Here is a 25,647-nt window from a genome sequence, read left to right as displayed (position 1 = left end):
TCAAGGCAAGCTCAGCCGCTGCAGCCCAAAAAAAGAAGGAGTGAAACTCGCCCTTGACCCAAGCATGACCCAAAATCCATAATCAAAGGTGGGTCAATTCTCGATGAAAAACCCGGGTCACTTCTCAGTGCAAATCAACAGCGCAGGTGGGTCTGGACAAAATCCCATGCAGAATCGGGCGCTGCGCCGCGCTCAGCCAGCCGTTGCTCCAGCCCGCCGTTGGGCTTGTAGGCCGAAATCACAAGATCCTGCTTCACCGCCGTCGTCGAGGTTACTTGGCGATAGCTGCCTTGGACCTTGTCCAACTCAGTCACTTCAGCCACCATAAAACCTGCTTGTTGCAGCGAGACCTGGATGGCATTCCAGACCGATGCCTTGCTGTTGGAAAAGACCACGGTCATCCAGCGACCCGGCTTCAAGACCCGGTAATATTCGGCAAAACAGCGCTGCATGAGGTGCTGATATTCAGGAAGCGCCTTATCCTTAAATTTGTCCATGATGGCTTCCGGACGTGAGTCCGTGGTAACGCCATGCCAAGATTCGACACGACCAGCGCGTCATTCACCACTTGCCGGATCTTACGCAACGGGTGCTGAGCGGGGATGCGATCTTCAAGATCGACATAGCTAAACAGCGAGCCGCTCCTCTCATCCATCCCGCGCATTCCAACCCCCCGACATTGCCTTGCCCAGAGTGAATCACGTTCCTCAAACCGCGTCGAGGGACGACTATTTCAGCGGCCTGTTAGTCATACCGTGGGGGTGCAGATGACCGTCAAATGCACACCACCCTTAGCTTTGCCGACCGCCATCACCACTTCCTCTCGGAAAAGGTCGGGCAGGGCGTGTTTGCGACCCAGAGCGCTGCAGTGGCGGCCGCGCTGGAACAGATGATCCAGGACGAGGAAGAACGCGAGGTCGCCCTTTCCGCCCTCGAGCAGGAAATCCGCGCGCGAATGGAAACGCCGCGCGCAGCGTTCATCGACCAGGACGACGCATTCGCCGCAGCTCGTGGCACCATTGGCGCGGCGCGTGATCTACCAGATCAGGTTCCACCCTTTTGTCGCGCGTGACCTCGACTCCATCGCCCACTGGATGATCGACTATGCCGGGCCTGACGCGGCTTCACGCAAACTGGCCGAGATCGAAGCGGCCATTGCCACGCTAAAGTCTACGCCGCACGAAGGTAGCCTCCGCGATGAAATCGCTCCTAGCCTTGCGTGCCATTCCGACTGGAAGGAAAGCCGTCGTCGCCTTCTTGGTTGACGATGACGCAGGCGAAGTGCTGATTTACGCGGGAACCTATGGTGGCGCGGATTGGATCAGACAGACCGGTTCGCGCAACCGGTGACTAAGCCGGGCACCACTGCGCAACTCAATTCCGTCTTTGCGGCGGACACACGTGAATTACGCAGCACTCTTCCATTTTAGCGGGGTTAGGTAAACGATGCTGTCACCGACACTGACCATGACATCGCCGTCCTGAATGTTGATCTGGAGCTTCATCGCCCGGCTTGCCAACTTTGCCAGTTCGCCTGTGTCTTTTTCGGAAAAGCCAATCACTTGAAGGTTCTCAAAACGGATGGTGCTGCCTTTGATCTTGTCCCACCATATCTCGGCCGTCCTGCCGCCGTATGGGTAAACAATCACTTTATCGGCTTTGCTACAGGATTGCCGCATCACCTTCTCGCTGGGAAGGCCAAGAGCCACCCACACATCAAGCTCGCCGCTCAAGCTTTTCTGCCAAATGTCGGGTTCGTTATCGGTTGACAGACCCTTCGTCATTTCCAAGTTCTCATGGGCATTAAGGGCAAAGGCGATAATGCGCACCATCAGGCGCTCATCGGTTTCTGAGGGATGCTTGGCAACGGTCAGTTTATGGGTCTCGTAATAGTGGCGATCCATGTCGGAGACGGAGAGCTCAACTTTGTAAATAGTGGCATTTTGCGCCATGATTTGTCCCAAACCTACAAAAGGTGGGACGCTTACTGCGTTTGGTGACCTTGTGAAAGCGGATAAGAACGTACCGAACATTGGAGTCGAACAGATGTTGCCAGGCCGTCGAACTACGACCTCTGCCACGTCGCCGGGAGAGACGACGTAGACCGCGAGATAACTCAGCCCGGCGAGGCCCTGCACCGCTAGCTTTCGCGGAAGTCTGCTTCCGCCCCTCGCGACCAATAGAGTGCGCGGGACCGCAAGTGGCCTCGCCCGCGCTGACTACCTTTATTCGCCCTAACGCCTACCAGCCCCGTTTATCGGCCACCGACCAGACCGCCGACCCAATGGTCAGCTACACGCCGATCACCGGTTTGAGATCAGAGGCCTGGACGAGGCCCTTTGCGACCAGCGCCGTGCCAGCGACGGTCAGGATCTGGCGAATGAGCTACTCCGAATGCGCCGTCTCCATCCCATTCATTTCGCCGGTTCCCCAACGCAGACCGAAAGGCGAGTTGCTCTGAGGTTTCAGAAGGAGTTGGCGATGGCGGACGGTGGGGATGGGTTTGGGGGCCGCATTGCGGTGGTCCAGCGGACTCGGGGGTATTCAGTCGCCGGAAGAGGTGAACCCTCTTTGGCAGTATCCTGATGTCGTCTGCGCCATGATGCTGCAGCGATCATGCCACGGTCCATAGCTGAAACATGAGGCCCGAAGCAAACGCCCCTGTAAGAGACAGCCCCAAGTAAAGCGCAAAGACCTTCGGCTTGGCCAGCGCCCAGACGGCCATCGCCGCTGGAATGGAGGTGACGCCCCCTGCGACCAGAAACGCCATGCCTGCGCCGGGGGCCATGCCCTGATCGATCAAACCGCTGACAAGTGGCAAGGCCGCGTAGCCGTTCAGGTAGGCCGGAACGCCGACCAGCGTTGCCGTAACGATCGGCAAAAGCCCATCCCCGCCAAGGGCAGCCGTCACCGTATCAGCCGGGATCCAGGCCAGCATCAGGCTTTCAAGGATAAAGGCCAGCGCCAGCCATTTTGCTAGGAACAGCGTTGTTGTCAGCGCGGTCTTGCCAAACTTCTTGCGGCGGTCGATGTCTTGCCAGAACCGCCAGACAACCGGCTTTGGTGCGCGGATTTTGGCCCCGCCACAGCCGCCGTTGCCGATACCTTCGCGCAGCGGATCCATCAGTGCGCCGCCGCGCGACATCATGTGAACTGTCAACCCGCCGAACAGGCCCAGCCCGATGGCTGCCATCGTCTTGGCGATTGCAAACTCTGTCCCAAGCACGCCTGCGGTCAGGACAAACATTGACGGGTCCATGATCGGCGAGGCAAGCCAGAAGGCCATCACTGCCGACAGCGGCACGCCCATGGCCAAAAGGGCGGCAATCAAAGGGATCACACCGCAAGAACAAAAGGGCGAAACCGCACCCGCCAGTGCTGCCAGACAGATCATCAGCAGGGGGGAGCCCGTGAACGTCTTGGCGATTAGATTGTCTGCCCCCGTAGCACCTGCCCATGCGGCAATGCCGATGGACAGCAGTAGAAACGGTGCCGTATTCAAAAGCGTCCGACCGGCAAACTCTGCACTCACGGCGGCTTGCGGCAGATCGAACACCGCAAGCGCCCCGAGGGTCACTGCTGACACGAGCCAAACACGTTGGTCCCGCCAAAGGGCGCTCAGAATGGACCGGAGGCCGGGAAGGGGTAGTGTTACGTCAGTCATCACCAAGACTCCGGTTTTATGGTCGTTTATGGCAGGCGACGGCGCGTCTTATGCCGCTTCCTCAGTGGGCTTTATGGTGACGCCTGAACAGCATTCCGAGGTGAGAAACCCGACTACGCGTCGCATGGCGGGATAGTTGACCCGATTGAACACTTCGCGCCCCCGCCGGTCCTGCAGCACAAGCCCCGCATCGACGAGGGTGGACAAGTGGTGGGCAAGCGTCGATGGCGCGAACCCAAGGTGGTCGCCAATGTCGCTAACCCGCAGCCCGTCGTCGCCGGCCGTGACCAACAGGCGAAAGATCGACAAGCGGGCATCGTGGCCAAGGGCGGCAAGGGCGCGGGCGTTGGGGCTGGTGGTACTCATGCAGTAAAAATAACCAAAAAACTAGTTTTGTAAATGATTCGGATCGAACTTTTCCAGCTGACTGATCGCCTCGGAAGTCTTGTGCGTTGTCACACCCATAGCGTCACACAACCGTAACGATGCGGGTGTATTTATCGGGTCATTCGAATGAATTTACGGATTGGACAGGATGGGGCGCGACAACTGGAAGATCATTCGTGATCGTATCTCGGCCGATATTTCTGCCGGGCAGCTTGAGCCCGGCGCACAACTGCCGACCGAGTCGCAGCTTTGCCAGACCTTTCAGGCGGGGCGGCATTCGGTCCGGCGCGCGGTGGCTGCCTTGGCCGTTGAGGGCAAGCTGCGTGTGGAACAGGGGCGTGGCACCTTTGTGCAGGCGGCCCCATTGATCAGCTACCACATCGGGCGGCGCACCCGGTTCCGGCAGAACCTGCTGGAACAGGGAATTTCTCCCGCAGGCGAACAGCTTGCCGATGCTGTCGTGCCCGCTCCGGCGCGGGTGGCGGCCGCGCTTGGTCTGGCAGAAGGCAGCCCGGTTCACCGCCTGTTGCGCCGGGGTCTGGCTGACGGAGTGCCGATCAGCATCGGGCTATCCTACCACTGTGCCCTGCGCTTTCCCGACCTTGCCGCAAAGCGCATGGACGGCGCATCGGTGACCGACATCTATCGGAGCCATGGCATCACGGACTATTTCCGCAAGCGCACCATCGTCTTTGCCCGCCGCCCTGATGGCGAAGAGGCCAACCTGCTCATGCAGCACCCCGATCAGCCGGTCATGGTGCTGCAAAAGACCGATGTCGACAGTGCAGGCCAGCCCATCGCTTACTCGGAGGCGGTCTGGGCGGCGGACCGGGTGCAATTTTCTTTTGACAGTCAGGATGAGGGCGAAGCTGCCCCGGAAAGTGCCGCCAGTGTTTGACCAAGCCGACGATCCCGCCCACCCCTTCGACCATGCGCGGCTGCTGGACGTGCTGGCCCGCGCCGATGCTGACCGACTGGCAACGCTGGCTGAAGAGGTGCTTACCGGCCTAGGACCGGTCGAGGTGGTACAAAGCCGCACCGGCCTTGTGATGCTGCCGATGCGCGACACCGTGCAAGGCACCGATTTTCATCTGGGCGAGGTGCTGGTGGCCGAGGCGCATATCCGCGCCGCCGGGACCGAAGGCTATGGCATGGTTGTAGGTCGCGACTTGAACCGCGCAATGGCGATGGCGGTGGTCGATGCGGCGGCAAGCCTTGGCCAGACCCCGGAAATCCGCGCCTTCCTGCTCCGCGAGGCCAGCATCCAGACCGCCACAGATACCGACCGCCTGCGCGAGGTTGAGGCCACCCGCGTCGATATGGAGACGTTCTGATGTCACTGCTCACCACCATTCCAGTGCCAGACGCTTTCGAAGCGCGCACCAACGCCACGTTTGAGGCGCTGATGTGGGCCCTGTCGCGCCCCGGCACGGTTCAGGACTTGCCAGCCCCTGGCAGGACGGGGATTGCCGAGGCGCTGCTGGACCGCGAGTGTCGGGTGTTCTGCGACGACCCCGCACTGGCGGACCGCATCGCCACCTTCGGCGCGGCGTTGGTGCCATTGCCTCTGGCTGATCATTGCTTTCTTACGCTGGACGCAGGTCTGGACCGGCTGGCGCAAGTCGCAGTCGGCTCGGCGCTTTACCCTGACACAGGGGCCACAATAGTGGCCGAGGCCGGGTTCGGGACTGGCCAGCGGCTGCGGCTGACCGGGCCGGGGATCGAGACCTTCGCCGATCTGGTGTTGGGCGGGATCGCTCCCGGGTTCTGGGCCCTGCGCGCTGCGCTCTGCCACTATCCCACCGGGTTCGATCTGTTCCTGATCTGCGGCGCACAGGTGATCGGCCTGCCGCGCTCCACCACAATCGAGGTGCTCTGATGGCCTATGTTGCAACCCGCGGCGGCGAACGCGCCATTGACCAGTCAGAGCGCCTTTACCGGGCGGAACTGGGCCGGATCGACGCAGCACGCGTGGCCGAGATACGCCACGCGCTGCCGATGCTGATCGACCGGGTGATGGGGGAGGCCTCGCTTTACGAGCCTGACCTTGCGGCCCTTGCGCTGGCACAGGCGGGGGGGGACCTTTATGAGGCAGTGCTGCTGCTTCGCGCATGGCGCACCACGCAGCCGCGCCTGACGATTGCCGAACCGGTGCTGCAGGAGCAGCTGTTCACCCTTCGGCGGATCTCGGCGGCGTTCAAGGACATTCCGGGCGGGCAAATTCTGGGGCCGAGCCTGGACTATGCGCACCGTCTGCTGGCAACCGGTGTCTTGCAGGGGCGGCCCTATGTGCCCGCACCTGTCGAGCCTGCCGCCACCCCGGCCCCCGCCCGGCAACCTTCGCTGGCCGCCTGGCAGAAGGCGCAGGGTCTGGTGGCTGACCCGGCCCGCGCCGATGTGGCCCCCGATGACATCCCCGACCTGACGCGCGAGCCGCTGCTGTTTCCCGCGGCACGTGCCCATACGCTGCAAAGCCTGGCGCGGGCCGATACGGGCGGGATGCTCGCTTTGGGTTATTCGGCGATGCGCGGCTATGGCAATGCCCACCCCACGGTGAACGAGTTGCGCCTCGCCGAAGCCGACGTCCGCGTGCGTCACCCACGCGGCACGGTGTTTTCCGCCGGGCGGGTCAAGGTCAGTCAGGCCGAGGTCACGTCAAAGGGCAAGTCGGGCCTGTTGGAATTGGGTTTCTGCGCCACACTGGGATGGAACGAGGTCAAGGTGATCTCGGGTGCCACGCTGGACCTGAACGCCCCCGGTGCCGCCAAGGGATCGCCGGTCGAGGAGGAGTTCTTCCTGTACCATACAGAGCCGGTCGAGGCCTCTGGTTTCTGCATCCACTTCAAATTGCCACATTATGTGACTTTCCAATCCTCGCTCGACGCGCTGCGCGGGGCAAAAGCCGCCCCCGCACCCCATGAGCTCGAAAAGGTGCCCGCATGACCATCGCCACCCTCACCAAGCCGTGGGAGGCGATGTCCTACGGATTCCTCGACGCCTCAGCCAAGCGCGAACTCAGGCGCAAGATGCTCAAGGCCATCGCCGTGCCGGGTTGTCAGATGCCCTATGCCAGCCGCGAAGTGCCAATGGCGCGAGGCTGGGGGACGGGCGGTTTGCAGGTGACGTTGACGCTGCTGCGGCCCAGTTCGGTGGTCAAGGTCATCGATCAAGGTGCCGATGACAGCGTGAACGCGGCCTCGATCCGGTCGTTCCTGTCCAAGGTTTCGGGTGCGCGTGAAACTTGGGATACCCTTGAGGCCACGATCATTCAAAGCCGCCATCGCATCCCCGAGGAACGGCTGCGCGCCGATCAGGTGCTGGTCCTGCAAGTGCCGAACCCAGAGCCGCTGCGCCCGGTGGAACCCAACATGTCAGTCGCCCGTCAGATGCACGCCGATGCCGATTACGGGCGGCTATGGCTGATCCTCTACGAACAGATCGTCCGGTCGGGTCGGGTCATGCAGGGGGCGGCCTATCCGTCTCTGGTGAACGGGCGGCATGTGATGACGCCCTCACCCATCCCGCGTTGGGACGTGCCAAAGCTGCACATGGCGCAGCACCTGACCTTTCTGTCGGCCGGGCGCGAAAAGCGGCTGTACGCCGTCCCGCCCTTCACCAGAGTCGAACCGCTGGTCTTTTCCGACGTGCCCTTCCAGGTCGAGGATCATGCCGCGCTGACCTGCCACCGCTCGGGGTTGACGGGCTATTTCATGAACGAGATCCCCCAGGGTGGTGGCGGATCGCAGTTCGAACTGTCCGACAGCAACCTTGGCATCAAGGCGATCCGGCAGGCCGAAGGCGCCGAAGCCCGGGTCGGCTCCACCTGGTACGAAAACGGAAAGATGCCGCAATGATCGCCACTGCACCCCCCCTTGCGCTGCAAGCCCCTCAACTGATGACCACGCCACCCTTGCTGACCATGACCGGTGTCTCGCGCCGCTATGGGGATGTGGTGGCGCTGCGGGATGTGTCAGCCACCGTCTATCCCGGCGAGGTGCTGGGGATTGTCGGGGAAAGCGGGTCGGGTAAATCCACCCTATTGCGGATGATGAACCTTGAGGACATGCCGGACGCAGGCGACTATCGGTTGGCGCTGCCCGATCTGCCCGGAAACCTGTTTGATCTGGACCGCTTCGCACGGCGGATGCTGTGTGCCACACGGATCGGTATCGTCTATCAGAACCCGCACCTCGGCCTGTTGATGAAGCACACCTCCAGCGGCAACGTCGCGGAACGCCTTTTGATTGCGGGCGAGCGCAGCTTTGCCGCCCTGCGCGGCCGCGCGCGAGAGGCGCTGGACGCGTCGGAATTTCCGCTTGACCGGATGGACGCGCGACCGCTCGAATTGTCGGGCGGCATGCAGCAGCGCGTGCAACTGGCCAAGGCGATTGCGCTGGAGCCGGTGCTTCTGTTGCTGGATGAGCCTACCACAGGCCTTGATGTTTCGGTGCAGGCGCTGGTGCTGGACACGCTGAAGCGGCTGCAGCGCGATCGGGCGATGACCATTGTCATCGTCAGCCATGACCTTGGCGTAATCCGCACAATGGCCGACCGCGTCATGGTAATGCGCCGGGGCCGGGTGGTGGAGCAGGGTTTGGCAGATCAGATATTTCAGGACCCTCAGCACGACTACACGCAACAACTCGTCCATGCCAAACTGTGAGGCCCGCAATGATCCCCGTCCTTGAGGTTCAAGACCTCGCCAAGCATTTTCAGATGCACCATCTTGGCCAAAAGCTGCACGCCTTTGACAGCATCAACTTTACCCTGCAAGCGGGTGAGTTCCTGCTGCTTCGGGGCCCGAACGGCGTGGGCAAGTCCACCCTGTTGCGCACGCTCTACCGCAGCTATTTGCCGCGCGCGGGGCATATCTGGTATCACACGACCGAGGGTCGGATAGATCTTGCGACGGCGGCGGACGTGGATATCGCCCTCCTTCGCCGCCGCGAGATTGGTTTTGTTACTCAGTTCCTGATCGCGCGGCCTCGTGTGGCGGCTGAGGATATCGTCGCCGAACCCCTGCGCCGGGCGGGCATGCCCGCACACGAAGCTCTGGGAGAAGCGCGCCGTTGGCTGGCGGAGTTCGGCGTCAAGCGTGACCTGTGGCGGGCCTATCCTACGACGTTTTCGGGCGGCGAGCAGCAGAAGGTCAACCTTGCCCGCGCACTGATCTTGCCGCAACGGTTGCTGCTGCTGGACGAGCCCACCGCATCGCTGGACGCAGGCGCGCGGGCGGCGCTGATCCGCAGGCTGGCCGACCTGAAAGCCGCAGGCGTTGCGATGATCGGTGTCTTTCATCACCCTGGTGATGTGGCGGGGCTGATCGACCGCAAGATCGAATTGACCGCACAAGAGGTGTCCGAAGATGTGGCTGTCTGATTTTCGCGTGGTGACGCCGGACCGTGTGCTGGAGCGTGGATCGGTCCGCGTTGAAGCTGGCTGCATCGTCGAGGTCGCAGAAACCCCGCAGTCAGGCGCGGCTCTCAGCGGCGATGGCCTGCTGCTGTTGCCCGGCTTTGTGGACATGCACGGCGACATGGTCGAACGCGAGGTGGAACCGCGCCCCAATGTCCGCATGCCGATGGAACTGGGTCTGCGCGATCTTGACCGGCGTTTGGCGGCCTCTGGCGTGACCACGGCCTATGCCGCCGTCAGCTTTCATCCCGGATCGGCCTATGGCCATATCCGGCATTTCGACCAGACCAGCGCCATCATCCGTGCCCTGAAATCGATGGCTGATGTCCTGAAGGTCGACCACAAGGTTCACGCCCGGTTCGAGATTACCTTCCCCGATGCCCTGCGCGTGGTGGAAGGGCTGATTGCCGAAGGCGCGGTCGATCTGGTGTCGCTGACCGACCACACACCGGGGCAGGGGCAATACCGCGATATCGAGGCGCATGTGGCCCGCGTGGCCCGCGAAAAGGGCCTGAGCCAGAGCGATGCCGAGAGCGAGGTGGCCCGGCGCATCGCCCAGAAACACTCCACCGCAGGCGACATGGCCGCCACGCTGCGGGCGATTTCTGCGACCTGCCGGGCGCATGGGGTGGCGCTGGCCAGCCATGATGATGACACGGTGGAAAAGGTCGCGCTGATGCAGGTGCTGGGCGCAGGGATCAGCGAGTTCCCCGTCACGGTCGAAGCCGCGACCGAGGCCCGCGCCCGCGGCCTTGCCACCGCGATGGGGGCACCAAATGCCCTGCGGGGCCAGTCCTACTCCGGCAACCTGTCCGCCCGCGCAGCGCATGAGTTGGGTCTGCTGGATATCCTCGCGTCAGACTATCACCCCTCAGCCCTGCTGCCCGCTGTGCTGGAACTGGCCAAGGCAGATCCGCAGGGTCTTGCAGGCTCAACCCGTCTTGCCACGTTGAACCCGGCGCAGGCGCTTGGGCTGCGGGATCGTGGCGCAATAGCGCCGGGCATGCTGGCCGATCTGGTGATTGCCGATGGCACCGGAATTGGCCATGTCCGCGCAACCCTGCGGGCAGGTGCCAAGATCTTCTCGGACGGGTCGATCTTTCTGGCGAGGGCGGCCTGAAGCGGGGGGCCGCAAGCCCCCCGAACCGGCTGACTGTCTATTCGGCCAGGCCCAGACCTTGCAGATAGGCAAAGCCCTGCGGGATCTGCGTCTTGTCGTGCAACTCCAACACAAGATGCGGCGCGCTTGCGCAATCGGCCAGGGCGCGAAACACCGCCACCCATTCAACCTCGCCCTCTCCGGGGGCCCAATGGCGGTCGGCGTGGCCGTCCACGTCTTGCAGATGCACATGGGCCAACTGCACGCCGGCATCCCGCACGAAATAGTCGACCGGCGGCGCCCCCGACATCCGGCGCGCAAGCTGCGCATGGCCCGTGTCAATCGAAAGGGCGATCGCAGGGCTGGCGAAGCTGTCGACCAGGGCGCGGCGGGTGGCGGGGTCAACATCTTCGATATTTTCGATCACGATGGTGATCCCGGCGTCTTCGGCGCGCTTGACCACTGGGCCAAGGACCGTATGAATGCGCGCCAGCTTCGCCTCGGCATATCCAGGCGATGCCAGCCTGTTGTTCTGATACCAGGCCCGAAAGGGAGAGTGCAGCACCATCTGACGCGCGCCGATCGCTTCGGCAGCCTCGAGCGCGCACAGAAACCGCGCCGTGATCAGGGGCCGCAGTTCCGCATCCTTGTTGTCGATATCAAGCCCTTCATAGGGGCCGTGAATCCCGACGCGGCCACTGTGACCTGCAAGCGCCATTTTGGCGGCAGCGATCCGATCGTGGCGTTCAGGGCCAAGGGCGGCGTGGGTCATGAAGTCCTGCAATTCGATGTCGCGCTGCGCATCGAACAGCCAGGCGCGGTGGTCTGAAATTTCGGCGGCGCGAAGACAGGCACCGATCTTGAGGGGGAGCATTGATGAATTCCTTTGTTTGGAGCGGACTATTCGATGTCGCGTCAGTAAACTCGCCGTCCATCGCGCCAGACTGCAACGATATGGTTGTGCGTGCCGATCCGGCGCACCTGCACAAGGTCCGCCTGTAGCCCCACAGCGATCCGGCCCCGGTCGGTCAGCCCGGCCAGCCGTGCAGGGGCATCGGTCACCATGGCGATGGCGCGGGGCAGGTCTTGCGGCAGGCTGTTGTCAAAGCCGATGGCAAAGGCCGCATCCAGCGGGCTGCGCGGGATGTAGTCCGAGGACAGGACATCACAGAGCTCGGCCTCCAGAAGCGTGCGAAGTGAGACGTTGCCCGACTGCGACCCGCCGCGCAAAAGGTTGGGTGCGCCCATGACGATGGAAAGTCCCTGTGCGCGGGCGTGGCTGGCGGCCTCCAGCGTGGTGGGAAACTCGCAGACCGTGGCCCCTTCTGCCCGCGCCTGATCGACCTGCGCGAGGGTGCGGTCATCATGGCTCATCAGCGGCAGGCCCGCCGTCTGCGCCCGGGCAACCACATGGGCGCGCACCTCGGCACCCACGCGGGCCGAACGGTGCAGCAATTCGGCCATGGCGTTGCGCGCATCCTCCAAATCCAGCCCCATGTCCTTGGCCATCCGGCCGAGCCAATGTTCCCGGTCAAGGCTTTGCCGGTCACCCGGCGTGTGGTCCATGACGGATACCAGCCGCACCAGCGGGCTGGTGATCGTGGCATCGGTCAGCGCGATCGTATCGGGATCACAGATTTCGCAACGCAAGTGCAAGAGGTGATCGGCGCGGAACAGACCTTCGGCGCGGCCCCGTTCCAGCGCCGCCACCAGCGGCACCAGAAGGTCTCGCCGCTCGGGCCGTTTCATCGACGCACCGACGCACAGACTGTCCAGCACGGTTGTCGTGCCGCCCGCGATCACTACGGCATCATGCGCCATCAGCGCGTTCATAAAATCCCATTGCACGCCCGCCCGCGGAAAGACATGCACCTCGACATGGTCGGTGTGGACATCGACGATGCCAGGGATCAGGAAGTCGTCCGCAAGATCAAGGCTGCCGGCAGGTTGTGCTCCGGGCCGCAGGGCCGCGATCTGTCCATCCTCAATATCGATTGCGCCGGTGGTTATGCCGTGTGGCATCACAATCCGCGTCCCTGCAAGGGTGAAGTTTCCAGTTATATTGTCAAGCATGTCGCCCCCTAGTCGGTCCGTTTTCGGACCCATTTCGCTGTGGTTTCCCAATCGATCCGGATCGGCTCCTCCGCCACGCCAAGCTCGGTGCAGATTGCAGTCAGATCAGCTGTCACACGGGAAAGCCCAATGCGCCGGACGACGCCCCACAGGGTGGACCGTGTTAGGTAAAGGTCGATCAGCCCCCGCGCGGACAACTCATTCGTCCACGGATAGGTGCAAGACCTTGCTGTCATGAAGCCGGGCATTTGTGCAAGGTCACGGACCACCGGCTCCTTGCGGGCTTCGCGGCGGGCAAGGTCTGTCACCTCTGAAGAATGCGTCTCGATATAGCGGTCAAAGGCCTGGATTACGGCCAAAGGTTTGCGTCGGTTGCGCACCAGGGCCAACACGCCCCCTGGCGCAAGCACGCGCCGGGCCTCTTCATAGAACTGCGCTATCTCGAACCAGTGAAACGCCGTGCAGGCCACGATAAGCGCAGCGAATCCATCAGGCAGTTTCATGTCCTCGGCGGACGCATCAGCGATGTGGACATCCGGAGCCATCGAAAAGCGCCGCGTCAGAACCCGCCGCATGTCGCGGCCGGGCTCAATGGCGATGTAGCGCCACTCCGGACCAAGGGCATCGCGTAGCGAGTCGGTCGAATTGCCAGGACCTGCGCCTACATCTACTGCAACCTTTGCCCGGCAGCGGAGGTCGGCAAGCAGGGCCTGAAACGCAATCGCGGGATAGCCGGGACGGTGCATCTCGTATGCTTCGGCCAATCCGTCAAAGCGATCCACCCCATCCTTCATGGCCTAGCCCGCCGCAATCGCGCCATAGGCGGCGCGGCCATTGACAAAACACTGGCGCACCACCGGTGTGCGGCCTTCGGGCCACTCCAGCAGCACCAGATCGGCCCGGCGACCGACCGCGAACTCGCCCCGGTCGGCAAGGCCAAGCGCTGCCGCCGGATTGGCCGAGACCAGCTTCCAAAGATCCGAAAGTTGGCCGATCCCATCCGCCTGCAACCGTGCCACGGCGGCCAGCATGGCGGGGTAATAGTAGTCGGAGGCAAGAATATCGCACAGTCCTGCCGCCACCATGTCTGCCGCCCCGGGCGAGCCGAGGTGGCTGCCGCCGCGCGCGGCATTCGGGGCGCCGAACACGATCCAGTCCCCCGCCTCACGTGCAGAGCGGGTCACCGCCATGTTCATCGGAAACTCCGAGATCCGGGCGCCATGGCTCCGGTAGTAGTCGCGGGTCTCGGGCTGGCTGTCGTCATGGCTGAGCATTGGCGCACCTGCGGCTGCGGCCTTGCGGCCCGCTTCAGCAATGATTCCCGGAACCTCGGGTCGCCTTTCCCACATTTGCCGCATCAGGGCGATGAAATCGCCTATGTCCATTCCGGACCGTTTCGCGCGGCTTTCCATCTTGGCGGCAAAGCCGGGGCTGTCCATGTCCACCACTGGAAAATCGGATGCAAAATCAAAGGGTCGGTCCTGCAGCGCAACGGACGGGTGCAGTACGCCCATGGTCGTATGGTCGTTGTAGGCCAAGGCGGGCAGCAACGGCCCGGCAAGGGCGGCCTCGATCAGGGGCAGGGCTTCGAAACAGAAGGTCTCCCACCGCAGCTGAACGCGGTTTTCCACCGTCAGGCGCGGGGCGAGGGCCGCCAGCGTCCCCATCACCTCCTGCCCGATGGCGACCGAGCGCAGGCCCGGCTCCCAGCTGAGTGTCAGGGCGTGATAAGCGGTCGCAATGCCGTTGGCCGCCAACTGCCGGTCGGTTTCCAGAAGCGCCGCTTCGGTCGATATCATCACGCCCGGGCGCGGCATCAGCTGGCGCTCAAAGGCATCGCCGTGGATGTCAACCAGCGCAGGGGCAAGGGTCATGCCGCGGCCGTCGATCACCCGCGCGCCGTCTTGTGGGCCGTCCAGGGCTGCAATCACGCCGCCTTCGACGCGCACGGACACCCGCGCGATCCGGTCGGGCAAGACGACCGACGCGCCTTCAATCACAAAGGGTTCCATCACAGCCGCTCCAGCACCAGATGCCAGTGCCACGAGCCGGGCGTTTCGTGTTCACGGTCCTCCAGACGGCAGACCTCGAACGCCGAGAACAGTTCGAGCAGATCGCGCCCGTTGCAAAAGTAGTGCGGGTGGATCTTGTCGCCCGCACCCTCGAACACCCAGGTGTTACGCGAAATCTCGCGGCCCTGCGCCTTGGCACATTCACTCGGCACCCGGCGGGCGGAAAGCATGGTGCCAAGGAACGTGCCACCGGGTTTCAGCACGCGGGCGATTTCAGCGATTGTCGCCCGCAGCACGTCCTCGTCGCCGTGATAGATCACGTTCCACGACAGCACATGGTCAAAGGCCGCATCGGCAAAGGGGAGGGCGGTCATGAAACCGGTGCGGGCGTTAACCGTCAGGCCCTCGGCTGCGGCGATGCGGGTGATCTCCGCGATGCCCTCGGGGGCGGCATCAAGGGCCGCCACGGCAAAGCCCTGCCGTGCCAGCGCCAGCGCATGTCGCCCGACGCCAGCACCCAGATCCAGCACGGCAGCACCGGCAGGAAGGCTTTGCGCGAAGTCCATCACGTCTGTCTCGGGCTGTTCCCATTTAGAGGTGCCGTCCACCTGCGCCCATTCCGTTGCCCAATACTGGTGCGCTGTATCTGTCTTCATCTGCCCGGTCCTATGATCTTCTGACGCAAGACTGCGCCGATTTGCTCCACGCCGATCACCACGACTGCGATCATCAGGATCACGGTCATCGCGGTCGGATAATCGAAAAGGTCAAAGCCGACCTTCAGTTCAATCCCGATCCCGCCTGCACCGACGAGGCCAAGGATGGTCGATGCCCGTACCGCCTTTTCCAGCCCGAACAGCGAGGTTGATACGAAGGCCGGAAGCGCTGCAGGGATCACTGCGCTTGCGGCAATGTCGATGCGCCTTGCTCCGGTGGCGGTCAGGGCCTCGGCCGGACCGGGATCGGTGTTTTCCATGTCATCGGCAAAGAAGCGGCCGCAAAACCCGATGGTGTCGATGGCGATGGCCAGCATCCCTGCGAAAGGGCCAAGGCCGACCGCCACCACAAAGACAAGCGCCCACGCGAGGTCTGGCACGGCGCGGATGAAGCCCAGAATGATGCGCACGACCAGATTGACGCCGCGCCCCACCAGGACACCGCGCGCCGCCAAAAGTGCGATCGGCAGCGACAGCACAATGCCGATGGCCGCGCCCGCGACGGCGATCTGCAGGGTTTCCACCATCTTCCAGGCCAGCCGCTCCAGATTGTGGGTCGAAGGTGGCCAGGCGCGGGAAAAGAAATCAGCCAGCTTTGGCGGTGAGGACAGCAGCCGGTCAACCGACCAGCCCGCACCCTCCAGCGACCACAGGATGGCAAACGCCACGATGACGTAACTGACAAAACCGATACCGCCGGGGCGGTTGAAGCGATGCGGAAGTGTGCGCGCTGAGCTATCCATAAAGTTTGGCCATTTCCAATGGGGTGACGTCGGCCGAGGGCGCGTCGATGGCGATGCGGCCACCCTGCAAGCCCAGAATCCGGTCGCCATAGCTGAGGGCGTGCTGCACGTTGTGTGAGGTGAACAGAACCGTCACCCCTTCGCGTTTCACAAGCGTCATGAAGAGCGCCATGACCTCTTCGCCCGCCTGCGGGTCGAGCGAGGCACAGGGCTCATCGGCCACCAAAAATCGCGGGTTGCACACCAGCGCGCGGGCAATCGCCACGCGCTGGCTTTGCCCGCCGGAAAGTTGATCGGCCCGGCGCAGGGCCAGATCGGCAAGCCCGACCTTTTCCAACGCTGTCATGGCCGCAGCGCGCGCCCAAGCTGGGGCAAGGCTGTGAACCCAATAGCGCGGCCCAGAGTGCCTTCCCAGAAACCCGTGAATGACATTGGACAAAACCGAAAGGCGCGGCACCAGATTGTGCTTTTGTCCGACCAGCCCGGTGCGGGCCCTCAGGTCGCGCCGGGCGGCGGGGCCAAGATCGGCCATCGTCATGCCCAGCAGGGAGATACGGCCTGCATCAGGGGCAATCAAGCCAAGACAGCAGCGCAGCAAGGTCGACTTTCCGGTGCCATTGGCCCCGACAAGGGCGACGCAATCGCCTTGACGGATGCTGAAATCCAGACCCAAAAATACGGGTGCTGCCTTGCCGAACCGCTTGCAAAGGCCGTTTGCCTGCAGGTCGATCACCTGCAAGCCAGCTCCGTTGGCCTTATGCCGCGTCACAGGACGGTCAAGCGGCACCTGTCATTCCCCAAGGAACTTGTCGAACTGGGGATAGCCCGCCGTCGTATACATCGACCGGACGATGTCATAGCCCGCGTCCTCGATGGTCACGAGGTCCATGCCAATGTACTTGCCGTTTTCTTCATGCGCGGTGATGCCCGCGATGATCTCGGCCTTGTTGGCGATGATGCTGTCACGAACCTTGGCCTGAATGTCGGTCGGCACATGGGCACCTGCCAGCAGCATGTCGTTGGGCAGATCGCCCGATCGCGCCAGCACCTTGAAGAAACCGTAGGGAACCGAAGTATCCTTGTCGCGGGCCGAAGCGATCCAGCTGCCTTCGTTGATACCGATGGCGGCCACGTCGCCCGCCTTCAGCGCCTCGTGCGCGATGTTGCGGGCGGTGTGAACAGCCTCAATGTCGGTGACTGGACTGACGCCATAGTCGGCCATAAGCTGCATCGGGCACAGCATGTTCGAGGTCGAGCCGATGTCGCCAAACGCGACCTTCTTGCCCTTCAGGTCGTCCATGCTGTCGATGCCCGCATCGGCGCGAACGATGATGGCGCAGCGATAGTCCGGGCGGCCAAAACCGATCAGTGGGTTGGCCTTGGTCAAAGTATTGATGACGATGTATTCCGCCGGGCCGGTGATGACGAAATCAATTGTCTCGCCGCGCAGGGCTTCGGCGGATGCGGTCCGTGAAGAAACTGGGAAGAAGTCGAAGGTTTCGCCAGTGGCCGCTTCAAGTGCCGTCTTGAACGGACCCCATTCGGCTTGCAGGCGCTCCAGCCCTTCAACGTCCGTGACGGCAATGCTCCAGGTTTCTGCGGTGGCGGCAGTTGCGCCGATGACGGCAAGTGCCGTTCCGAGCATCATGGTCTTCAACGACATGGCAGACTCTCCGTTTGCTATTCATTCGAATGAATGTCTAAGGCCCGCCCGTGACACCACCGCTACGTGAGTATGAATTTTTTAAACCCAAGCATGACGTATTTGCGACAATCGAAGCTCCTCTGGCTATGTGGCTCAGCGCAAGGCTCTCGTTTGGCAAAAGAATTCGATTTCGAATTCATGTTCAGGTGCAGCCCAAACGCACGCGTTTTGTCGGGCTGGATTTCCCCCTGCATGCAGTTCTTTCTGTCGGGCGCTGGCTGCAAAAAACACGTCTTGCAAGCCAACGCTATGAAATCATGAAGTTCCGAAGGTCAGTGTCACATCATCGTCAAGAATTGGTCTCCAAGAATTCATCCGGATGACGCTGGATTGTTGCCTGCTGATGGCAAAGTCCTAGCATGGAAAAGCACTCACTCTCTCTTACTGGCCTTGGCCGCACATTTGGCGCGACCCGCGCGGTTGACGCCGTCACACTGGATATCCGCCCCGGCGAGTTCGTCGGGGTGATCGGCCGGTCGGGCGCAGGAAAATCCACGCTTCTGCGCTTGATCAACCGGCTGATTGACCCCACTTCCGGCCGGATCACGTTTGGCGATACCGATGTCACCGCGCTGCGAGGGCGGGCCCTACGTCAGTGGCGGCGAGACTGCGCGATGGTCTTTCAGCAATTCAATTTGGTCGAGCGGCTGGACGTTCTGACCAACGTTCTGGTGGGCCGTCTGGCCGATCACGGCTTTCTAACTTCGATGGCGATGCGCTTTACCGATGCCGAACGGACGATTGCCATTCGGGCGCTGGACCGGCTGGACCTGGCCCCGCAGGCGCTGCAGCGCGCAGGCACCTTGTCGGGCGGTCAGCAGCAGCGCGTGGCCATTGCCCGGGCGCTGGTGCAGAACCCAAGGATCATGCTCGCAGATGAGCCCATCGCCAGCCTTGATCCCGGCAACGCCACCCGTGTGATGGAGGCGTTGCGCAGCATCAACCGGGACGACGGGATTACCGTGCTGGTGAATCTGCACACCTTGGATACTGCGCGCGCCTATTGCCACCGCATCATTGCCATGCGCGATGGCCGTGTCTTTTTTGATGGCAGACCCGCTCTGCTGACGGATGATGTCGTGCGCGACATCTACGGCAGCGAAGGCCTGGCCGAGTTCAACGAGGCGGTCACCTCTACCGCTGCCAGCCCAAACCGGCTCACCGAAATCGCCTGATCCCTTACCCCCTGATGATGGAGCTTTACCATGCGCCTGCTTGCCACCACTGCCCTTGTTGCCCTGACAGCCCTTCCTGCAATCGCCCAGGACTGGAAGACCGACTATCGGATCGTCCGTTTCGGCATTCTGTCGGGCGAGAATGAATCCGACCGCGTCGCCCGATACACTCAGTTTCAGGAGTATCTGGAAAAGACACTGGGCGTTGAGGTCGAGATATTCACCGCTGGAAACTATGACGGCGTGATCCAGGCGCTGGCCGCCGGGCAGATCGAATTTTCCTTCCTCGGCTCTTCCGCCTATGCTGCGGCCTACACTGAAACAAACGGCGGTGTCGTCCCGTTGCTGACCTCGGTGCAGGAGGACGATTCGACCGGCTACTTCGGTGTGATCGTGGTGCGCTGCGATTCCGGCCTGAAAAACATCGACGATCTGAAGGGCAAGACCCTTGCCTTCGCCGATCCCGACAGCACTTCGGGCTACAACGTGCCCTACTACAACCTCGTGCAGCAGGGCTATCAGCCCGAAGAGTTCTTCGCGGCCACCCCATTTTCGGGCAGCCACGAGGCGGGCGTGGTCGGTGTGGTCAACGGCCAGTTCGATGCTGCTGCGACCTATATCAACAATGAAAAAAGCGGCATCCCACAGCGGATGGAATCCAAAGGCATGATCAAGGAAGGCGAGGCTTGTGTAATCTGGACCAGCCCGGAAATCACCTCGGGTCCGTTCACCGCGCGCGCCAACCTGCCGCAAGGCCTGATTGACGGGATGAAGGCCGCAGTCATGGCCACGCCGACCGCAGCGCCCGAAGCGTTCAAGGAAATGACCGGGGCGGACGACTCGACCGCAAAGGGCTATGTCGAAGTAAACCACGACCGCTATCAGTGGATTGTCGACATGCGCGACTGGTTCAAGGCCAACCGCAAAGGCTGATCCTTGATCCAACGCCATCCGGGCGGGCCAACTTGGCCCGCCTTTGCCCAGTCGGGAATACCAGATGTCCACTGCCATACTTGCCTTTGAACGCGATTACGCGGTGCAACGCCACCATGCCCGCCTGACCTTTGCTGCCGTGACGGCGGTCTTGATCGTGTTGTTCCTTGTGACGGCCGAAGCCTCTAACTTCTTCAAAATCACCCAGGTGACCTTGGCCGACGGCACCCGTGCCGAGCGTTGGGTGATCGGTGCCGGCTTGCCGCGGCTTGGCGAATACATCTCGAAGACGATCCCGGACCTGTCTTGGGCGAGCTTGGGCAGCGATCTTGCGGTGTGGTTTTCACGGTGGCAGATCTGGGCGCAGCTTCTGCTGGAAACGGTCCTCATCGCGTTCATGGCAACCGTTCTGGGTGTCGTGGGCGGGTTCATCCTGTCGTTCCCCGCCGCGCGCAACCTTGCCCCCAATCGCTGGGTCCTCTGGCTCTCGCGCCGTTACCTTGAGATTGCACGGACGGTGCCGGAACTGGTCTTTGCCCTGATCTTTGTCTTCTGCTTTGGTGTGGGGCCGATGGCCGGGGTGCTGGCCATCGGGTTGCACACAGCCGGTGCTCTGGGCAAGCTTTACTCGGAAGCCAATGAAAACATAGATATGCGCCCCCTTGATGGGGTGAAAGCAGCGGGAGGATCATGGTTTGACATGATCCGCTACGGGGCCGTGCCGCAGGTGCTCCCAAATGTTCTCAGCTATACTCTGCTGCGGTTTGAAATCAACGTACGTGCCTCGTCGATCATCGGCTATGTCGGTGCCGGCGGGCTGGGGCAGGAGTTCCGCACCGCCATGTCCTATCAGGAATACACCGACCTTTCCGCCTTGTTCGTCATCATTCTGGTGACCGTGACAGTGATCGACCGACTGTCCGAAATGCTGCGGCACCGTGTCATGGGACTGGAGGCACGGACGTGACAACCGAAACCGTCACTGCCGCCGAAGTCGCAATGGCCCGCGCGGCCTATCCCCTTGCCTTCCGCGCGCCATTGCACGTGCGCCTGCGCCGCGCCGCGCTTTGGACCGGCTTTGGGCTGCTGTTCTGCTGGTGCCTTTACGATTTCAATTTCTCGCCCGTCCGCATCTGGGAAGGGCTGGGCCGCTTGGGCCGGGTGCTATCCTTCATGTTCCCACCACACATCTGGACTGAGTGGCGCGAGTTCGCCGAGATCCTGAAAGGCTTGGGCGAGACGCTGTCGATGGCCTTTCTGGGCACGCTGCTTGGTGCGATCATTGCCTTTCCGCTGTCGTTTCTGGGGGCCAAGAACATCAACCGGCTGCCCTTCCTTCGCTTTGGCGTGCGGCGCGGGTTCGACGTCATCCGCGCCTTTGAAACCCTGATCCTTGCGCTGATCTTCATCCGCGCTTTCGGCCTTGGGCCGCTGGCCGGGGTGCTGGCCATCGCGGTCGGTGAAATCGGCGTGCTTGCCAAGCTATATGCCGAGGCGATCGAGAACACGTCGAACAAATCGGTTGATGGCGTGGTCGCATCGGGTGGCAGCCGCACGCAATCCATCCGCTTTGCGGTGATGCCGCAGGTGATGCCGGTGTTGTTGTCGATCACGCTTTACAACCTCGAATCCAATGTCCGATCCGGCACCATTCTGGGCATCGTCGGCGCGGGGGGCATCGGTTTTCTGCTGGCCGACCGGATCGGCGCCTACCGCTGGGACGAAGCCTGGTCGATCATCTTCCTGATCATCGCGATGGTCTATCTGATCGACTGGCTCTCTGGCCGGGTTCGCGCGCGTTTCATCGGAACATGGGAGGGAACCAGATAATGACCTATGCCGTCGAAATCGTCGTGCCGGGAACTGAGGGTCCGGTCTTTGCCCCAGCGGGCGTGTCCTCTCCGGCGTCTGTCTGCAGTGGCTGCACCGTGACGGGGGGCCGGGTTGAGCGACTGAGTGAAGCGACTTCTGGTCAAGAACTGCTGCTGGTGGCGCCCGAGGCGGCCGAAGTGACCTTTCGTTATGACTATTCCGGCCAACCCGGCACCTATCCCGAGGCGATATTCCATCCCGTCCCGTCACGCTATACCCGCGCAGCCCCTGCGCTGGAGGAGGAGGCGCGGGAGGTTGCCGGAACCGGCGACGATCTTACCCGCGCCCTCCGCATTGCCCGCGCCACGGCCGAACGGTTCGACTATGGCCACCCAGAGCGGAAATTCACGGACGGCTTCGACCATGTTCCGCATCTGGCCTGCGGCCTGACCGAAGGCTCCTGCGTCGACATCCACACCTACTTTCTTGCCTCGCTCCGCGCAGCCGGGATCGAGGCGGGCTATGTCGTCGGCTATTTCTTCCCCGAGGTCGGCGACTGCACCAGCGGGCATTGCTGGGCCGTCACCCGCATCGGCGGGCAGACGCAGGAATGGGACATCTCGCATTTCCTGCAGATCGGACGGCGCGATGCCGGGCCTGCGCTGAACCCAAAGGGCGGCTTCCGCATGCCGGTCGGTCATTCGACCGCGCTTTGCCATCCCGGGATCGGCTTTGCGGATCTGAAACTGCTGGTCGAACCGATGATGATGCGCGATGGCGAAGCTGTACGGTTCGACACAAAACGCATCCGCCTTCTGATGCCTGCAACCGCCTGAAACGGACCCCTGCCATGAAAATGCTGACCGAAACGCCGAACATCCATGAAACCGCCACGCTGGTCGATTGCACCTTGGGCAAATGGACTGAGGTGATGGCGCAAGTGACGATGCGCGAGGTGACGTTCGGCGATTATTCCTACATCGTGCGCGGCGGCAATGCGGTCTGGTCCAGCATCGGCAAATTCTGTTCCATCGCCGAAGGCGCGCGGATTAATCCGGGTAACCACGCCACTTGGCGCGCCAGCCAGCACCATTTCACCTACCGCGCCGCGCAATTCGGCCTGGGCGAAGATGACGAGACCTTTTTCCAGTGGCGCCGTGATCATTGGGTGACCATCGGCCATGATGTCTGGATCGGCCACGGCGTCACCCTTCTGCCCGGCGTTACCGTCGGCACAGGCGCGGTGATTGGGGCGGGCGCCGTGGTATCAAAGGATGTGGCCCCCTATGAAATCGTTGGCGGCGTGCCTGCGCGCCACCTGAAATGGCGGTTCACCCTGCCTCAGGCCGAGGCGCTGCAGCAGATTGCGTGGTGGGATTGGGATCATGCGGCGCTCAAGGCCGCTTTGTCCGATATCCGGGCGCTGGACATTGACGCCTTCATCGAAAAGTATCGCTGAGCCCTGCGGCCCCTTCCCGCGATATACACGGACCTTCTGACATGGAAACCCTGCCGCGGATTGCGCTGGCCCTTGCCATCGGTGCGGTCGGCGGTGCGGTGTTCCACATTCTGAGTCTTCCCCTGCCGTGGATGCTGGGCGCGCTTTTCGCGACGATGGCGGCATCATTGGCCAATGCGCCGATCCTTGGCCCGGCCCGGTTGCGACCGGCTGTCGTTGCCGTGATCGGCGTTCTTCTCGGCTCGCGCTTCACGCCCGATATCATCGACGAGGCAAGGGCCTGGACTGGCACTGTGGCGATCCTGATGGTCTATGTGATTGCCGTGGCCGTGGTCGTGGTCCCCTTCTATCGCTTTGTCGGCAAGTTCGACTGGGTCACCGCGTACTTTGCCGGAATGCCTGGCGGTCTGTCCGAAATGATCGAGATCGGCGAGGCCAGTGGCGCCAAACCCGCACCGATCATCCTGGCCCACAGCCTGCGCATCGTGGTGACTATCGCTCTGATCGCCTTCTGGTTCCGGATCGTCGAAGGCCATGAGGTCGGCGCTTCGATGGGGGCGGTCGAGGTGCTCCTGACATGGCTGGATGCCCTGCTTCTGCTTGCATCGGCCGTTGTGGGAAGCCTTGTCGGCAAGAGGCTTGGGTTTCCCGCGCCAACCTTTCTTGGTCCGCTGCTGGTATCGGCGGTGCTGCACCTTGCCGGGCTCACCGAAAGTGCCCCGCCGGGCATTCTGGTCAACACGGCGCAAGTGCTTCTTGGCACAGTCCTTGGCTGTCGCTTTCTAGGCATCAGCGCCCGGACCGTCCTGTCCGCAGCGGCGCTTGCAATCGGGTCGACGCTTCTGACGCTTGCCCTTGCGTTCGGTGCGGGGCTGGCAATGTGGCACTTGGCGGGGATTGGTCCTGAACAAGCACTTCTTGCACTGGCACCTGGAGGCCTCACCGAAATGGGGCTGATCGCGCTGGCCATTCAGGCCGACGTGGCCTTTGTGGCCCTGCATCACGTGGTGCGGATTCTGTTCGTGATCGTGCTGGCACCGGTGGCTTTCCGGCTGCTGTTGGCGCGCCGGTCCACCCCATAGGTGTCGAGAAGCAATTTCCTGGGCCCGGATGTTGCCTGTATTGATCGCGATCGAATTCGGTTTCGAATGCGCGCCCAGGGAAGGTGCTCGTTCGCAGTGCTGAAGGCAGGAGAAGCCTCTGTGGACGTGATCCTGGCACGTTGACGCATCCTTACCGGAAGGCGTCAAGTTGCAGTTCACCAAGGCAGACCTAACAAGGATCTTTGCGCTTGGAACCGCGACCTACTGACCGCACAACTGCTCGCCGCCCGCGCGGTGCTGGCCAGCCTGCACCTGATCTGAGAGGGCGGCCAAGAGCACCTATGCGCAGATCTCTATCCAGATCGGCCCCGATGAGTAGGCACACGTCTACGTCCACTTCGGCGGCTACGACCGCAGAAGCCGGGTCGAAACCAAGATGCATTGTGTGAACCGCAGGCCGATGAGCGAAACTGCTGGGCCAACGCTTGGCCGCTCGGGACTTCGACCGTCAGGTTGCCCAGTTCCAAATCCGTGTCGCCGTCCTGAACGGCTTCACCGCGCTCGGCATTCCCATCACTGAAGTCGTAGGATGACTCTGTCCACCATCCGCATCGACCTCGACACGCTGCCCGACCAACTCGACCGCAGCTGCCCCAGCGTGGTGGCCGAGGTCGTTCAAGCCGCGCTGTGGGAGGGCGGGATCAAGGCCGATTGCTCGGACATCTTCTCTCACCTCAAGATCGACCTGCCGACCGCGCAGCTGGCCGCTGCCAGCGCGGTGCTGGCCGATCTCCAGCTGATCTGAGGGGGGCGCCATGAGCCCCCGCGCGCAGATCGCGATGCAGGTCGGCCCCCAGGAATGGACGCATGTCTATGTACACATGGACGGCTAACCCGCCCATATGCTGCCCGCGCTGGCACGCTGGAAGCCCGAGGACATCCTGACCGCCCGCGAGCTCCGCCAGGTCACGCCCGAGGTGCTGGATTGCTTCAGCCCGCCGCGCGATCCCCGCATTCTGCCGCGCCCGACGCGGGAGTTTGCGCATCTCTACATCTGGATCGGCGGCCAGTGGCTGACGGTCGTGCCGCAGGCCGATGCGGACCGAACAGCGCCGGAAGTGTGATCATAACGCAAGGATGTTGCTTGGAATTCCCTACACTCGGCGCCACGCCAGAGCGATGCTGATGACAGGATAACGATGCTACTCACCGCGGAGACCAAGCGATGACCTCCAACGACAAAGCCCTCGACGCCTTCATGACCACGAAGTTCCAGATCGACACGATGCTGGAGCGCCTGAAGGCCTTGAGCGACGACCACTTCTAGACACCCCCCGACAAGATCAACTGGGGCGATGTCGGCACTCTGAACCACTACGCGAGCCTCCTGCGCCATATCACCGACGCCGCG

At 62.5% G+C, this 25,647-nt stretch carries 33 protein-coding genes and 3 pseudogenes; 23 read left to right on the top strand and 13 right to left on the bottom strand.

The annotated features are described in order from the left end of the window. Positions 1 to 134 precede the first annotated feature (134 nt). Both Q7V03_RS20405 and Q7V03_RS20400 read right to left on the bottom strand, forming a co-directional pair. Positions 135 to 497 carry a hypothetical protein gene (locus tag Q7V03_RS20405; protein ID WP_304927423.1) on the bottom strand — a complete coding sequence of 121 codons (363 nt, stop codon included), beginning with the start codon at positions 495 to 497 and terminating at the stop codon, positions 135 to 137. 53 nt (positions 498 to 550) lie between these two features. Next, positions 551 to 664 (bottom strand): annotated as a pseudogene (locus tag Q7V03_RS20400) (IS5/IS1182 family transposase); the annotation flags it as partial. A 114-nt stretch (positions 665 to 778) separates the two neighbouring features. Here Q7V03_RS20400 and Q7V03_RS20395 point away from each other — a divergent pair. Genes Q7V03_RS20395 through Q7V03_RS20385 form a run of 3 tightly spaced genes read left to right on the top strand, consistent with a single transcriptional unit; the run spans position 779 to position 1,350 of the window. Continuing rightward, positions 779 to 1,072: a hypothetical protein gene (locus Q7V03_RS20395; RefSeq protein WP_304927422.1), complete on the top strand. Its 294-nt coding sequence runs from the start codon at positions 779 to 781 to the stop codon at positions 1,070 to 1,072. A 22-nt stretch (positions 1,073 to 1,094) separates the two neighbouring features. Continuing rightward, a complete protein-coding gene (locus tag Q7V03_RS20390; RefSeq protein ID WP_304927424.1) occupies positions 1,095 to 1,265 on the top strand; it encodes a hypothetical protein in 171 nt (56 codons plus the stop codon). Further along, positions 1,198 to 1,350: a hypothetical protein gene (locus Q7V03_RS20385; RefSeq protein WP_304927425.1), complete on the top strand. Its 153-nt coding sequence runs from the start codon at positions 1,198 to 1,200 to the stop codon at positions 1,348 to 1,350. Before Q7V03_RS20390 ends, Q7V03_RS20385 begins: the two co-directional genes overlap by 68 nt. A gap of 56 nt (positions 1,351 to 1,406) precedes the next feature. Here the strand turns inward: Q7V03_RS20385 and Q7V03_RS20380 are convergent, their stop codons facing one another. The 3 genes from Q7V03_RS20380 to Q7V03_RS20370 form a co-directional block, all read right to left on the bottom strand. Further along, the gene (locus Q7V03_RS20380) at positions 1,407 to 1,952 is read right to left on the bottom strand and encodes a YaeQ family protein (RefSeq protein WP_304927421.1); all 546 of its coding nucleotides are present in this window, start codon (positions 1,950 to 1,952) and stop codon (positions 1,407 to 1,409) included. A 662-nt stretch (positions 1,953 to 2,614) separates the two neighbouring features. Next, complete coding sequence (locus tag Q7V03_RS20375; RefSeq protein WP_304927420.1) at positions 2,615 to 3,664, bottom strand: permease; 1,050 nt, start codon at positions 3,662 to 3,664, stop codon at positions 2,615 to 2,617. Positions 3,665 to 3,712: 48 nt separating this feature from the next. Next, complete coding sequence (locus Q7V03_RS20370; protein WP_304927419.1) at positions 3,713 to 4,030, bottom strand: helix-turn-helix transcriptional regulator; 318 nt, start codon at positions 4,028 to 4,030, stop codon at positions 3,713 to 3,715. 169 nt (positions 4,031 to 4,199) lie between these two features. Between Q7V03_RS20370 and phnF the strand changes: the two genes are divergently transcribed. The 8 genes from phnF to Q7V03_RS20330 are packed head-to-tail and all read left to right on the top strand — an operon-like array spanning position 4,200 to position 10,586. Continuing rightward, the gene (gene phnF / locus Q7V03_RS20365) at positions 4,200 to 4,949 is read left to right on the top strand and encodes a phosphonate metabolism transcriptional regulator PhnF (RefSeq protein WP_304927418.1); all 750 of its coding nucleotides are present in this window, start codon (positions 4,200 to 4,202) and stop codon (positions 4,947 to 4,949) included. After that, positions 4,942 to 5,385: a phosphonate C-P lyase system protein PhnG gene (gene phnG / locus Q7V03_RS20360; RefSeq protein ID WP_304927417.1), complete on the top strand. Its 444-nt coding sequence runs from the start codon at positions 4,942 to 4,944 to the stop codon at positions 5,383 to 5,385. Before phnF ends, phnG begins: the two co-directional genes overlap by 8 nt. Continuing rightward, positions 5,385 to 5,930 carry a phosphonate C-P lyase system protein PhnH gene (gene phnH, locus Q7V03_RS20355; RefSeq protein WP_304927416.1) on the top strand — a complete coding sequence of 182 codons (546 nt, stop codon included), beginning with the start codon at positions 5,385 to 5,387 and terminating at the stop codon, positions 5,928 to 5,930. The genes phnG and phnH overlap by 1 nt, the downstream gene beginning before the upstream one ends. Then, positions 5,930 to 6,994 (top strand): carbon-phosphorus lyase complex subunit PhnI, encoded by a 1,065-nt coding sequence (locus Q7V03_RS20350; RefSeq protein WP_304927415.1) that lies wholly within the window; start codon positions 5,930 to 5,932, stop codon positions 6,992 to 6,994. Before phnH ends, Q7V03_RS20350 begins: the two co-directional genes overlap by 1 nt. After that, complete coding sequence (locus Q7V03_RS20345; RefSeq protein ID WP_304927414.1) at positions 6,991 to 7,905, top strand: alpha-D-ribose 1-methylphosphonate 5-phosphate C-P-lyase PhnJ; 915 nt, start codon at positions 6,991 to 6,993, stop codon at positions 7,903 to 7,905. The genes Q7V03_RS20350 and Q7V03_RS20345 overlap by 4 nt, the downstream gene beginning before the upstream one ends. Then, positions 7,902 to 8,714, top strand: coding sequence for an ATP-binding cassette domain-containing protein (locus Q7V03_RS20340; RefSeq protein ID WP_304927413.1), 813 nt, complete (start codon positions 7,902 to 7,904; stop codon positions 8,712 to 8,714). The genes Q7V03_RS20345 and Q7V03_RS20340 overlap by 4 nt, the downstream gene beginning before the upstream one ends. Before the next feature lie 8 nt (positions 8,715 to 8,722). After that, positions 8,723 to 9,430 carry a phosphonate C-P lyase system protein PhnL gene (locus Q7V03_RS20335; RefSeq protein ID WP_304927412.1) on the top strand — a complete coding sequence of 236 codons (708 nt, stop codon included), beginning with the start codon at positions 8,723 to 8,725 and terminating at the stop codon, positions 9,428 to 9,430. Further along, complete coding sequence (locus Q7V03_RS20330; RefSeq protein WP_304927411.1) at positions 9,417 to 10,586, top strand: alpha-D-ribose 1-methylphosphonate 5-triphosphate diphosphatase; 1,170 nt, start codon at positions 9,417 to 9,419, stop codon at positions 10,584 to 10,586. The genes Q7V03_RS20335 and Q7V03_RS20330 overlap by 14 nt, the downstream gene beginning before the upstream one ends. 37 nt (positions 10,587 to 10,623) lie before the next feature. Here Q7V03_RS20330 and Q7V03_RS20325 read toward each other — a convergent pair whose 3' ends face one another. From Q7V03_RS20325 to Q7V03_RS20290, 8 genes are read right to left on the bottom strand one after another with little or no spacing between them, the layout of a single operon-like run. After that, complete coding sequence (locus Q7V03_RS20325; RefSeq protein WP_304927410.1) at positions 10,624 to 11,439, bottom strand: sugar phosphate isomerase/epimerase; 816 nt, start codon at positions 11,437 to 11,439, stop codon at positions 10,624 to 10,626. Between the two features lie 41 nt (positions 11,440 to 11,480). Beyond that, positions 11,481 to 12,638, bottom strand: coding sequence for an alpha-D-ribose 1-methylphosphonate 5-triphosphate diphosphatase (locus tag Q7V03_RS20320; RefSeq protein ID WP_304927409.1), 1,158 nt, complete (start codon positions 12,636 to 12,638; stop codon positions 11,481 to 11,483). Positions 12,639 to 12,646: 8 nt separating this feature from the next. Next, complete coding sequence (locus Q7V03_RS20315; protein WP_304927408.1) at positions 12,647 to 13,432, bottom strand: class I SAM-dependent methyltransferase; 786 nt, start codon at positions 13,430 to 13,432, stop codon at positions 12,647 to 12,649. 3 nt (positions 13,433 to 13,435) lie between these two features. Next, on the bottom strand, positions 13,436 to 14,650 hold the full coding sequence (locus Q7V03_RS20310) for an alpha-D-ribose 1-methylphosphonate 5-triphosphate diphosphatase (protein WP_304927407.1): 1,215 nt from the start codon (positions 14,648 to 14,650) through the stop codon (positions 13,436 to 13,438). Continuing rightward, positions 14,650 to 15,306 carry a class I SAM-dependent methyltransferase gene (locus tag Q7V03_RS20305; RefSeq protein WP_304927406.1) on the bottom strand — a complete coding sequence of 219 codons (657 nt, stop codon included), beginning with the start codon at positions 15,304 to 15,306 and terminating at the stop codon, positions 14,650 to 14,652. Before Q7V03_RS20305 ends, Q7V03_RS20310 begins: the two co-directional genes overlap by 1 nt. Beyond that, positions 15,303 to 16,109 (bottom strand): phosphonate ABC transporter, permease protein PhnE, encoded by an 807-nt coding sequence (phnE, locus tag Q7V03_RS20300; protein ID WP_304927405.1) that lies wholly within the window; start codon positions 16,107 to 16,109, stop codon positions 15,303 to 15,305. The genes Q7V03_RS20305 and phnE (Q7V03_RS20300) overlap by 4 nt, the downstream gene beginning before the upstream one ends. Beyond that, positions 16,102 to 16,896, bottom strand: a complete 795-nt coding sequence (locus tag Q7V03_RS20295; protein ID WP_304927404.1) for a phosphonate ABC transporter ATP-binding protein — start codon at positions 16,894 to 16,896, stop codon at positions 16,102 to 16,104. The genes phnE (Q7V03_RS20300) and Q7V03_RS20295 overlap by 8 nt, the downstream gene beginning before the upstream one ends. Positions 16,897 to 16,899: 3 nt before the next feature. Further along, positions 16,900 to 17,772, bottom strand: a complete 873-nt coding sequence (locus tag Q7V03_RS20290; protein ID WP_304927403.1) for a phosphate/phosphite/phosphonate ABC transporter substrate-binding protein — start codon at positions 17,770 to 17,772, stop codon at positions 16,900 to 16,902. Between the two features lie 50 nt (positions 17,773 to 17,822). Here Q7V03_RS20290 and Q7V03_RS20285 point away from each other — a divergent pair, with 50 nt between their 5' ends. The 12 genes and pseudogenes from Q7V03_RS20285 to Q7V03_RS20230 form a co-directional block, all read left to right on the top strand. After that, positions 17,823 to 18,137 (top strand): hypothetical protein, encoded by a 315-nt coding sequence (locus Q7V03_RS20285; RefSeq protein ID WP_304927402.1) that lies wholly within the window; start codon positions 17,823 to 17,825, stop codon positions 18,135 to 18,137. A gap of 36 nt (positions 18,138 to 18,173) precedes the next feature. Continuing rightward, positions 18,174 to 18,989, top strand: a complete 816-nt coding sequence (gene phnC, locus Q7V03_RS20280) for a phosphonate ABC transporter ATP-binding protein (protein ID WP_304927401.1) — start codon at positions 18,174 to 18,176, stop codon at positions 18,987 to 18,989. A 30-nt stretch (positions 18,990 to 19,019) separates the two neighbouring features. Beyond that, positions 19,020 to 19,922, top strand: a complete 903-nt coding sequence (gene phnD / locus Q7V03_RS20275; RefSeq protein ID WP_304927400.1) for a phosphonate ABC transporter substrate-binding protein — start codon at positions 19,020 to 19,022, stop codon at positions 19,920 to 19,922. A gap of 64 nt (positions 19,923 to 19,986) precedes the next feature. Beyond that, positions 19,987 to 20,889 (top strand): phosphonate ABC transporter, permease protein PhnE, encoded by a 903-nt coding sequence (gene phnE / locus Q7V03_RS20270; RefSeq protein WP_304927399.1) that lies wholly within the window; start codon positions 19,987 to 19,989, stop codon positions 20,887 to 20,889. Continuing rightward, complete coding sequence (gene phnE / locus Q7V03_RS20265; RefSeq protein ID WP_304927398.1) at positions 20,886 to 21,752, top strand: phosphonate ABC transporter, permease protein PhnE; 867 nt, start codon at positions 20,886 to 20,888, stop codon at positions 21,750 to 21,752. The genes phnE (Q7V03_RS20270) and phnE (Q7V03_RS20265) overlap by 4 nt, the downstream gene beginning before the upstream one ends. Beyond that, a complete protein-coding gene (locus Q7V03_RS20260; protein WP_304927397.1) occupies positions 21,752 to 22,570 on the top strand; it encodes a transglutaminase-like domain-containing protein in 819 nt (272 codons plus the stop codon). Before phnE (Q7V03_RS20265) ends, Q7V03_RS20260 begins: the two co-directional genes overlap by 1 nt. Before the next feature lie 14 nt (positions 22,571 to 22,584). After that, a complete protein-coding gene (locus tag Q7V03_RS20255) occupies positions 22,585 to 23,193 on the top strand; it encodes a DapH/DapD/GlmU-related protein (RefSeq protein ID WP_304927396.1) in 609 nt (202 codons plus the stop codon). Positions 23,194 to 23,234: 41 nt separating this feature from the next. Next, entirely contained in the window at positions 23,235 to 24,275 is a 1,041-nt protein-coding gene (locus tag Q7V03_RS20250; RefSeq protein ID WP_304927395.1) for an AbrB family transcriptional regulator, read from the top strand. Positions 24,276 to 24,639: 364 nt separating this feature from the next. Next, a pseudogene (locus Q7V03_RS20245) lies at positions 24,640 to 24,829 on the top strand (IS5/IS1182 family transposase); the annotation flags it as partial. Continuing rightward, positions 24,826 to 25,041: a hypothetical protein gene (locus Q7V03_RS20240; protein WP_304927394.1), complete on the top strand. Its 216-nt coding sequence runs from the start codon at positions 24,826 to 24,828 to the stop codon at positions 25,039 to 25,041. The pseudogene Q7V03_RS20245 and the gene Q7V03_RS20240, both read left to right, overlap by 4 nt. 97 nt (positions 25,042 to 25,138) lie before the next feature. Further along, positions 25,139 to 25,360 carry a hypothetical protein gene (locus Q7V03_RS20235; protein WP_304927393.1) on the top strand — a complete coding sequence of 74 codons (222 nt, stop codon included), beginning with the start codon at positions 25,139 to 25,141 and terminating at the stop codon, positions 25,358 to 25,360. Positions 25,361 to 25,461: 101 nt separating this feature from the next. Continuing rightward, positions 25,462 to 25,647: pseudogene (locus Q7V03_RS20230) on the top strand (hypothetical protein); the annotation flags it as partial.

Source organism: Cypionkella sp. (genome assembly GCF_030652235.1).
GTDB lineage: Bacteria > Pseudomonadota > Alphaproteobacteria > Rhodobacterales > Rhodobacteraceae > Cypionkella.
The sequence above is the reverse complement of the archived record's forward strand: the minus strand, read 5'-3'. Positions and strand labels throughout refer to the sequence as shown.

Bases quoted from the DNA above. Each gene is read 5' to 3' on its own strand.
- Q7V03_RS20405 (WP_304927423.1), bottom strand. From the start codon at position 497: ATGGACAAATTTAAGGATAAGGCGCTTCCTGAATATCAGCACCTCATG.
- Q7V03_RS20395 (WP_304927422.1), top strand. From the start codon at position 779: ATGCACACCACCCTTAGCTTTGCCGACCGCCATCACCACTTCCTCTCG.
- Q7V03_RS20390 (WP_304927424.1), top strand. From the start codon at position 1,095: ATGATCGACTATGCCGGGCCTGACGCGGCTTCACGCAAACTGGCCGAG.
- Q7V03_RS20385 (WP_304927425.1), top strand. From the start codon at position 1,198: ATGAAATCGCTCCTAGCCTTGCGTGCCATTCCGACTGGAAGGAAAGCC.
- Q7V03_RS20380 (WP_304927421.1), bottom strand. From the start codon at position 1,952: ATGGCGCAAAATGCCACTATTTACAAAGTTGAGCTCTCCGTCTCCGAC.
- Q7V03_RS20375 (WP_304927420.1), bottom strand. From the start codon at position 3,664: ATGACTGACGTAACACTACCCCTTCCCGGCCTCCGGTCCATTCTGAGC.
- Q7V03_RS20370 (WP_304927419.1), bottom strand. From the start codon at position 4,030: ATGAGTACCACCAGCCCCAACGCCCGCGCCCTTGCCGCCCTTGGCCAC.
- phnF (WP_304927418.1), top strand. From the start codon at position 4,200: ATGGGGCGCGACAACTGGAAGATCATTCGTGATCGTATCTCGGCCGAT.
- phnH (WP_304927416.1), top strand. From the start codon at position 5,385: ATGTCACTGCTCACCACCATTCCAGTGCCAGACGCTTTCGAAGCGCGC.
- Q7V03_RS20350 (WP_304927415.1), top strand. From the start codon at position 5,930: ATGGCCTATGTTGCAACCCGCGGCGGCGAACGCGCCATTGACCAGTCA.
- Q7V03_RS20345 (WP_304927414.1), top strand. From the start codon at position 6,991: ATGACCATCGCCACCCTCACCAAGCCGTGGGAGGCGATGTCCTACGGA.
- Q7V03_RS20340 (WP_304927413.1), top strand. From the start codon at position 7,902: ATGATCGCCACTGCACCCCCCCTTGCGCTGCAAGCCCCTCAACTGATG.
- Q7V03_RS20335 (WP_304927412.1), top strand. From the start codon at position 8,723: ATGATCCCCGTCCTTGAGGTTCAAGACCTCGCCAAGCATTTTCAGATG.
- Q7V03_RS20330 (WP_304927411.1), top strand. From the start codon at position 9,417: ATGTGGCTGTCTGATTTTCGCGTGGTGACGCCGGACCGTGTGCTGGAG.
- Q7V03_RS20325 (WP_304927410.1), bottom strand. From the start codon at position 11,439: ATGCTCCCCCTCAAGATCGGTGCCTGTCTTCGCGCCGCCGAAATTTCA.
- Q7V03_RS20320 (WP_304927409.1), bottom strand. From the start codon at position 12,638: ATGCTTGACAATATAACTGGAAACTTCACCCTTGCAGGGACGCGGATT.
- Q7V03_RS20315 (WP_304927408.1), bottom strand. From the start codon at position 13,432: ATGAAGGATGGGGTGGATCGCTTTGACGGATTGGCCGAAGCATACGAG.
- Q7V03_RS20310 (WP_304927407.1), bottom strand. From the start codon at position 14,650: ATGGAACCCTTTGTGATTGAAGGCGCGTCGGTCGTCTTGCCCGACCGG.
- Q7V03_RS20305 (WP_304927406.1), bottom strand. From the start codon at position 15,306: ATGAAGACAGATACAGCGCACCAGTATTGGGCAACGGAATGGGCGCAG.
- phnE (WP_304927405.1), bottom strand. From the start codon at position 16,109: ATGGATAGCTCAGCGCGCACACTTCCGCATCGCTTCAACCGCCCCGGC.
- Q7V03_RS20290 (WP_304927403.1), bottom strand. From the start codon at position 17,772: ATGTCGTTGAAGACCATGATGCTCGGAACGGCACTTGCCGTCATCGGC.
- phnC (WP_304927401.1), top strand. From the start codon at position 18,174: ATGGAAAAGCACTCACTCTCTCTTACTGGCCTTGGCCGCACATTTGGC.
- phnD (WP_304927400.1), top strand. From the start codon at position 19,020: ATGCGCCTGCTTGCCACCACTGCCCTTGTTGCCCTGACAGCCCTTCCT.
- phnE (WP_304927399.1), top strand. From the start codon at position 19,987: ATGTCCACTGCCATACTTGCCTTTGAACGCGATTACGCGGTGCAACGC.
- Q7V03_RS20260 (WP_304927397.1), top strand. From the start codon at position 21,752: ATGACCTATGCCGTCGAAATCGTCGTGCCGGGAACTGAGGGTCCGGTC.
- Q7V03_RS20255 (WP_304927396.1), top strand. From the start codon at position 22,585: ATGAAAATGCTGACCGAAACGCCGAACATCCATGAAACCGCCACGCTG.
- Q7V03_RS20250 (WP_304927395.1), top strand. From the start codon at position 23,235: ATGGAAACCCTGCCGCGGATTGCGCTGGCCCTTGCCATCGGTGCGGTC.
- Q7V03_RS20240 (WP_304927394.1), top strand. From the start codon at position 24,826: ATGACTCTGTCCACCATCCGCATCGACCTCGACACGCTGCCCGACCAA.
- Q7V03_RS20235 (WP_304927393.1), top strand. From the start codon at position 25,139: ATGCTGCCCGCGCTGGCACGCTGGAAGCCCGAGGACATCCTGACCGCC.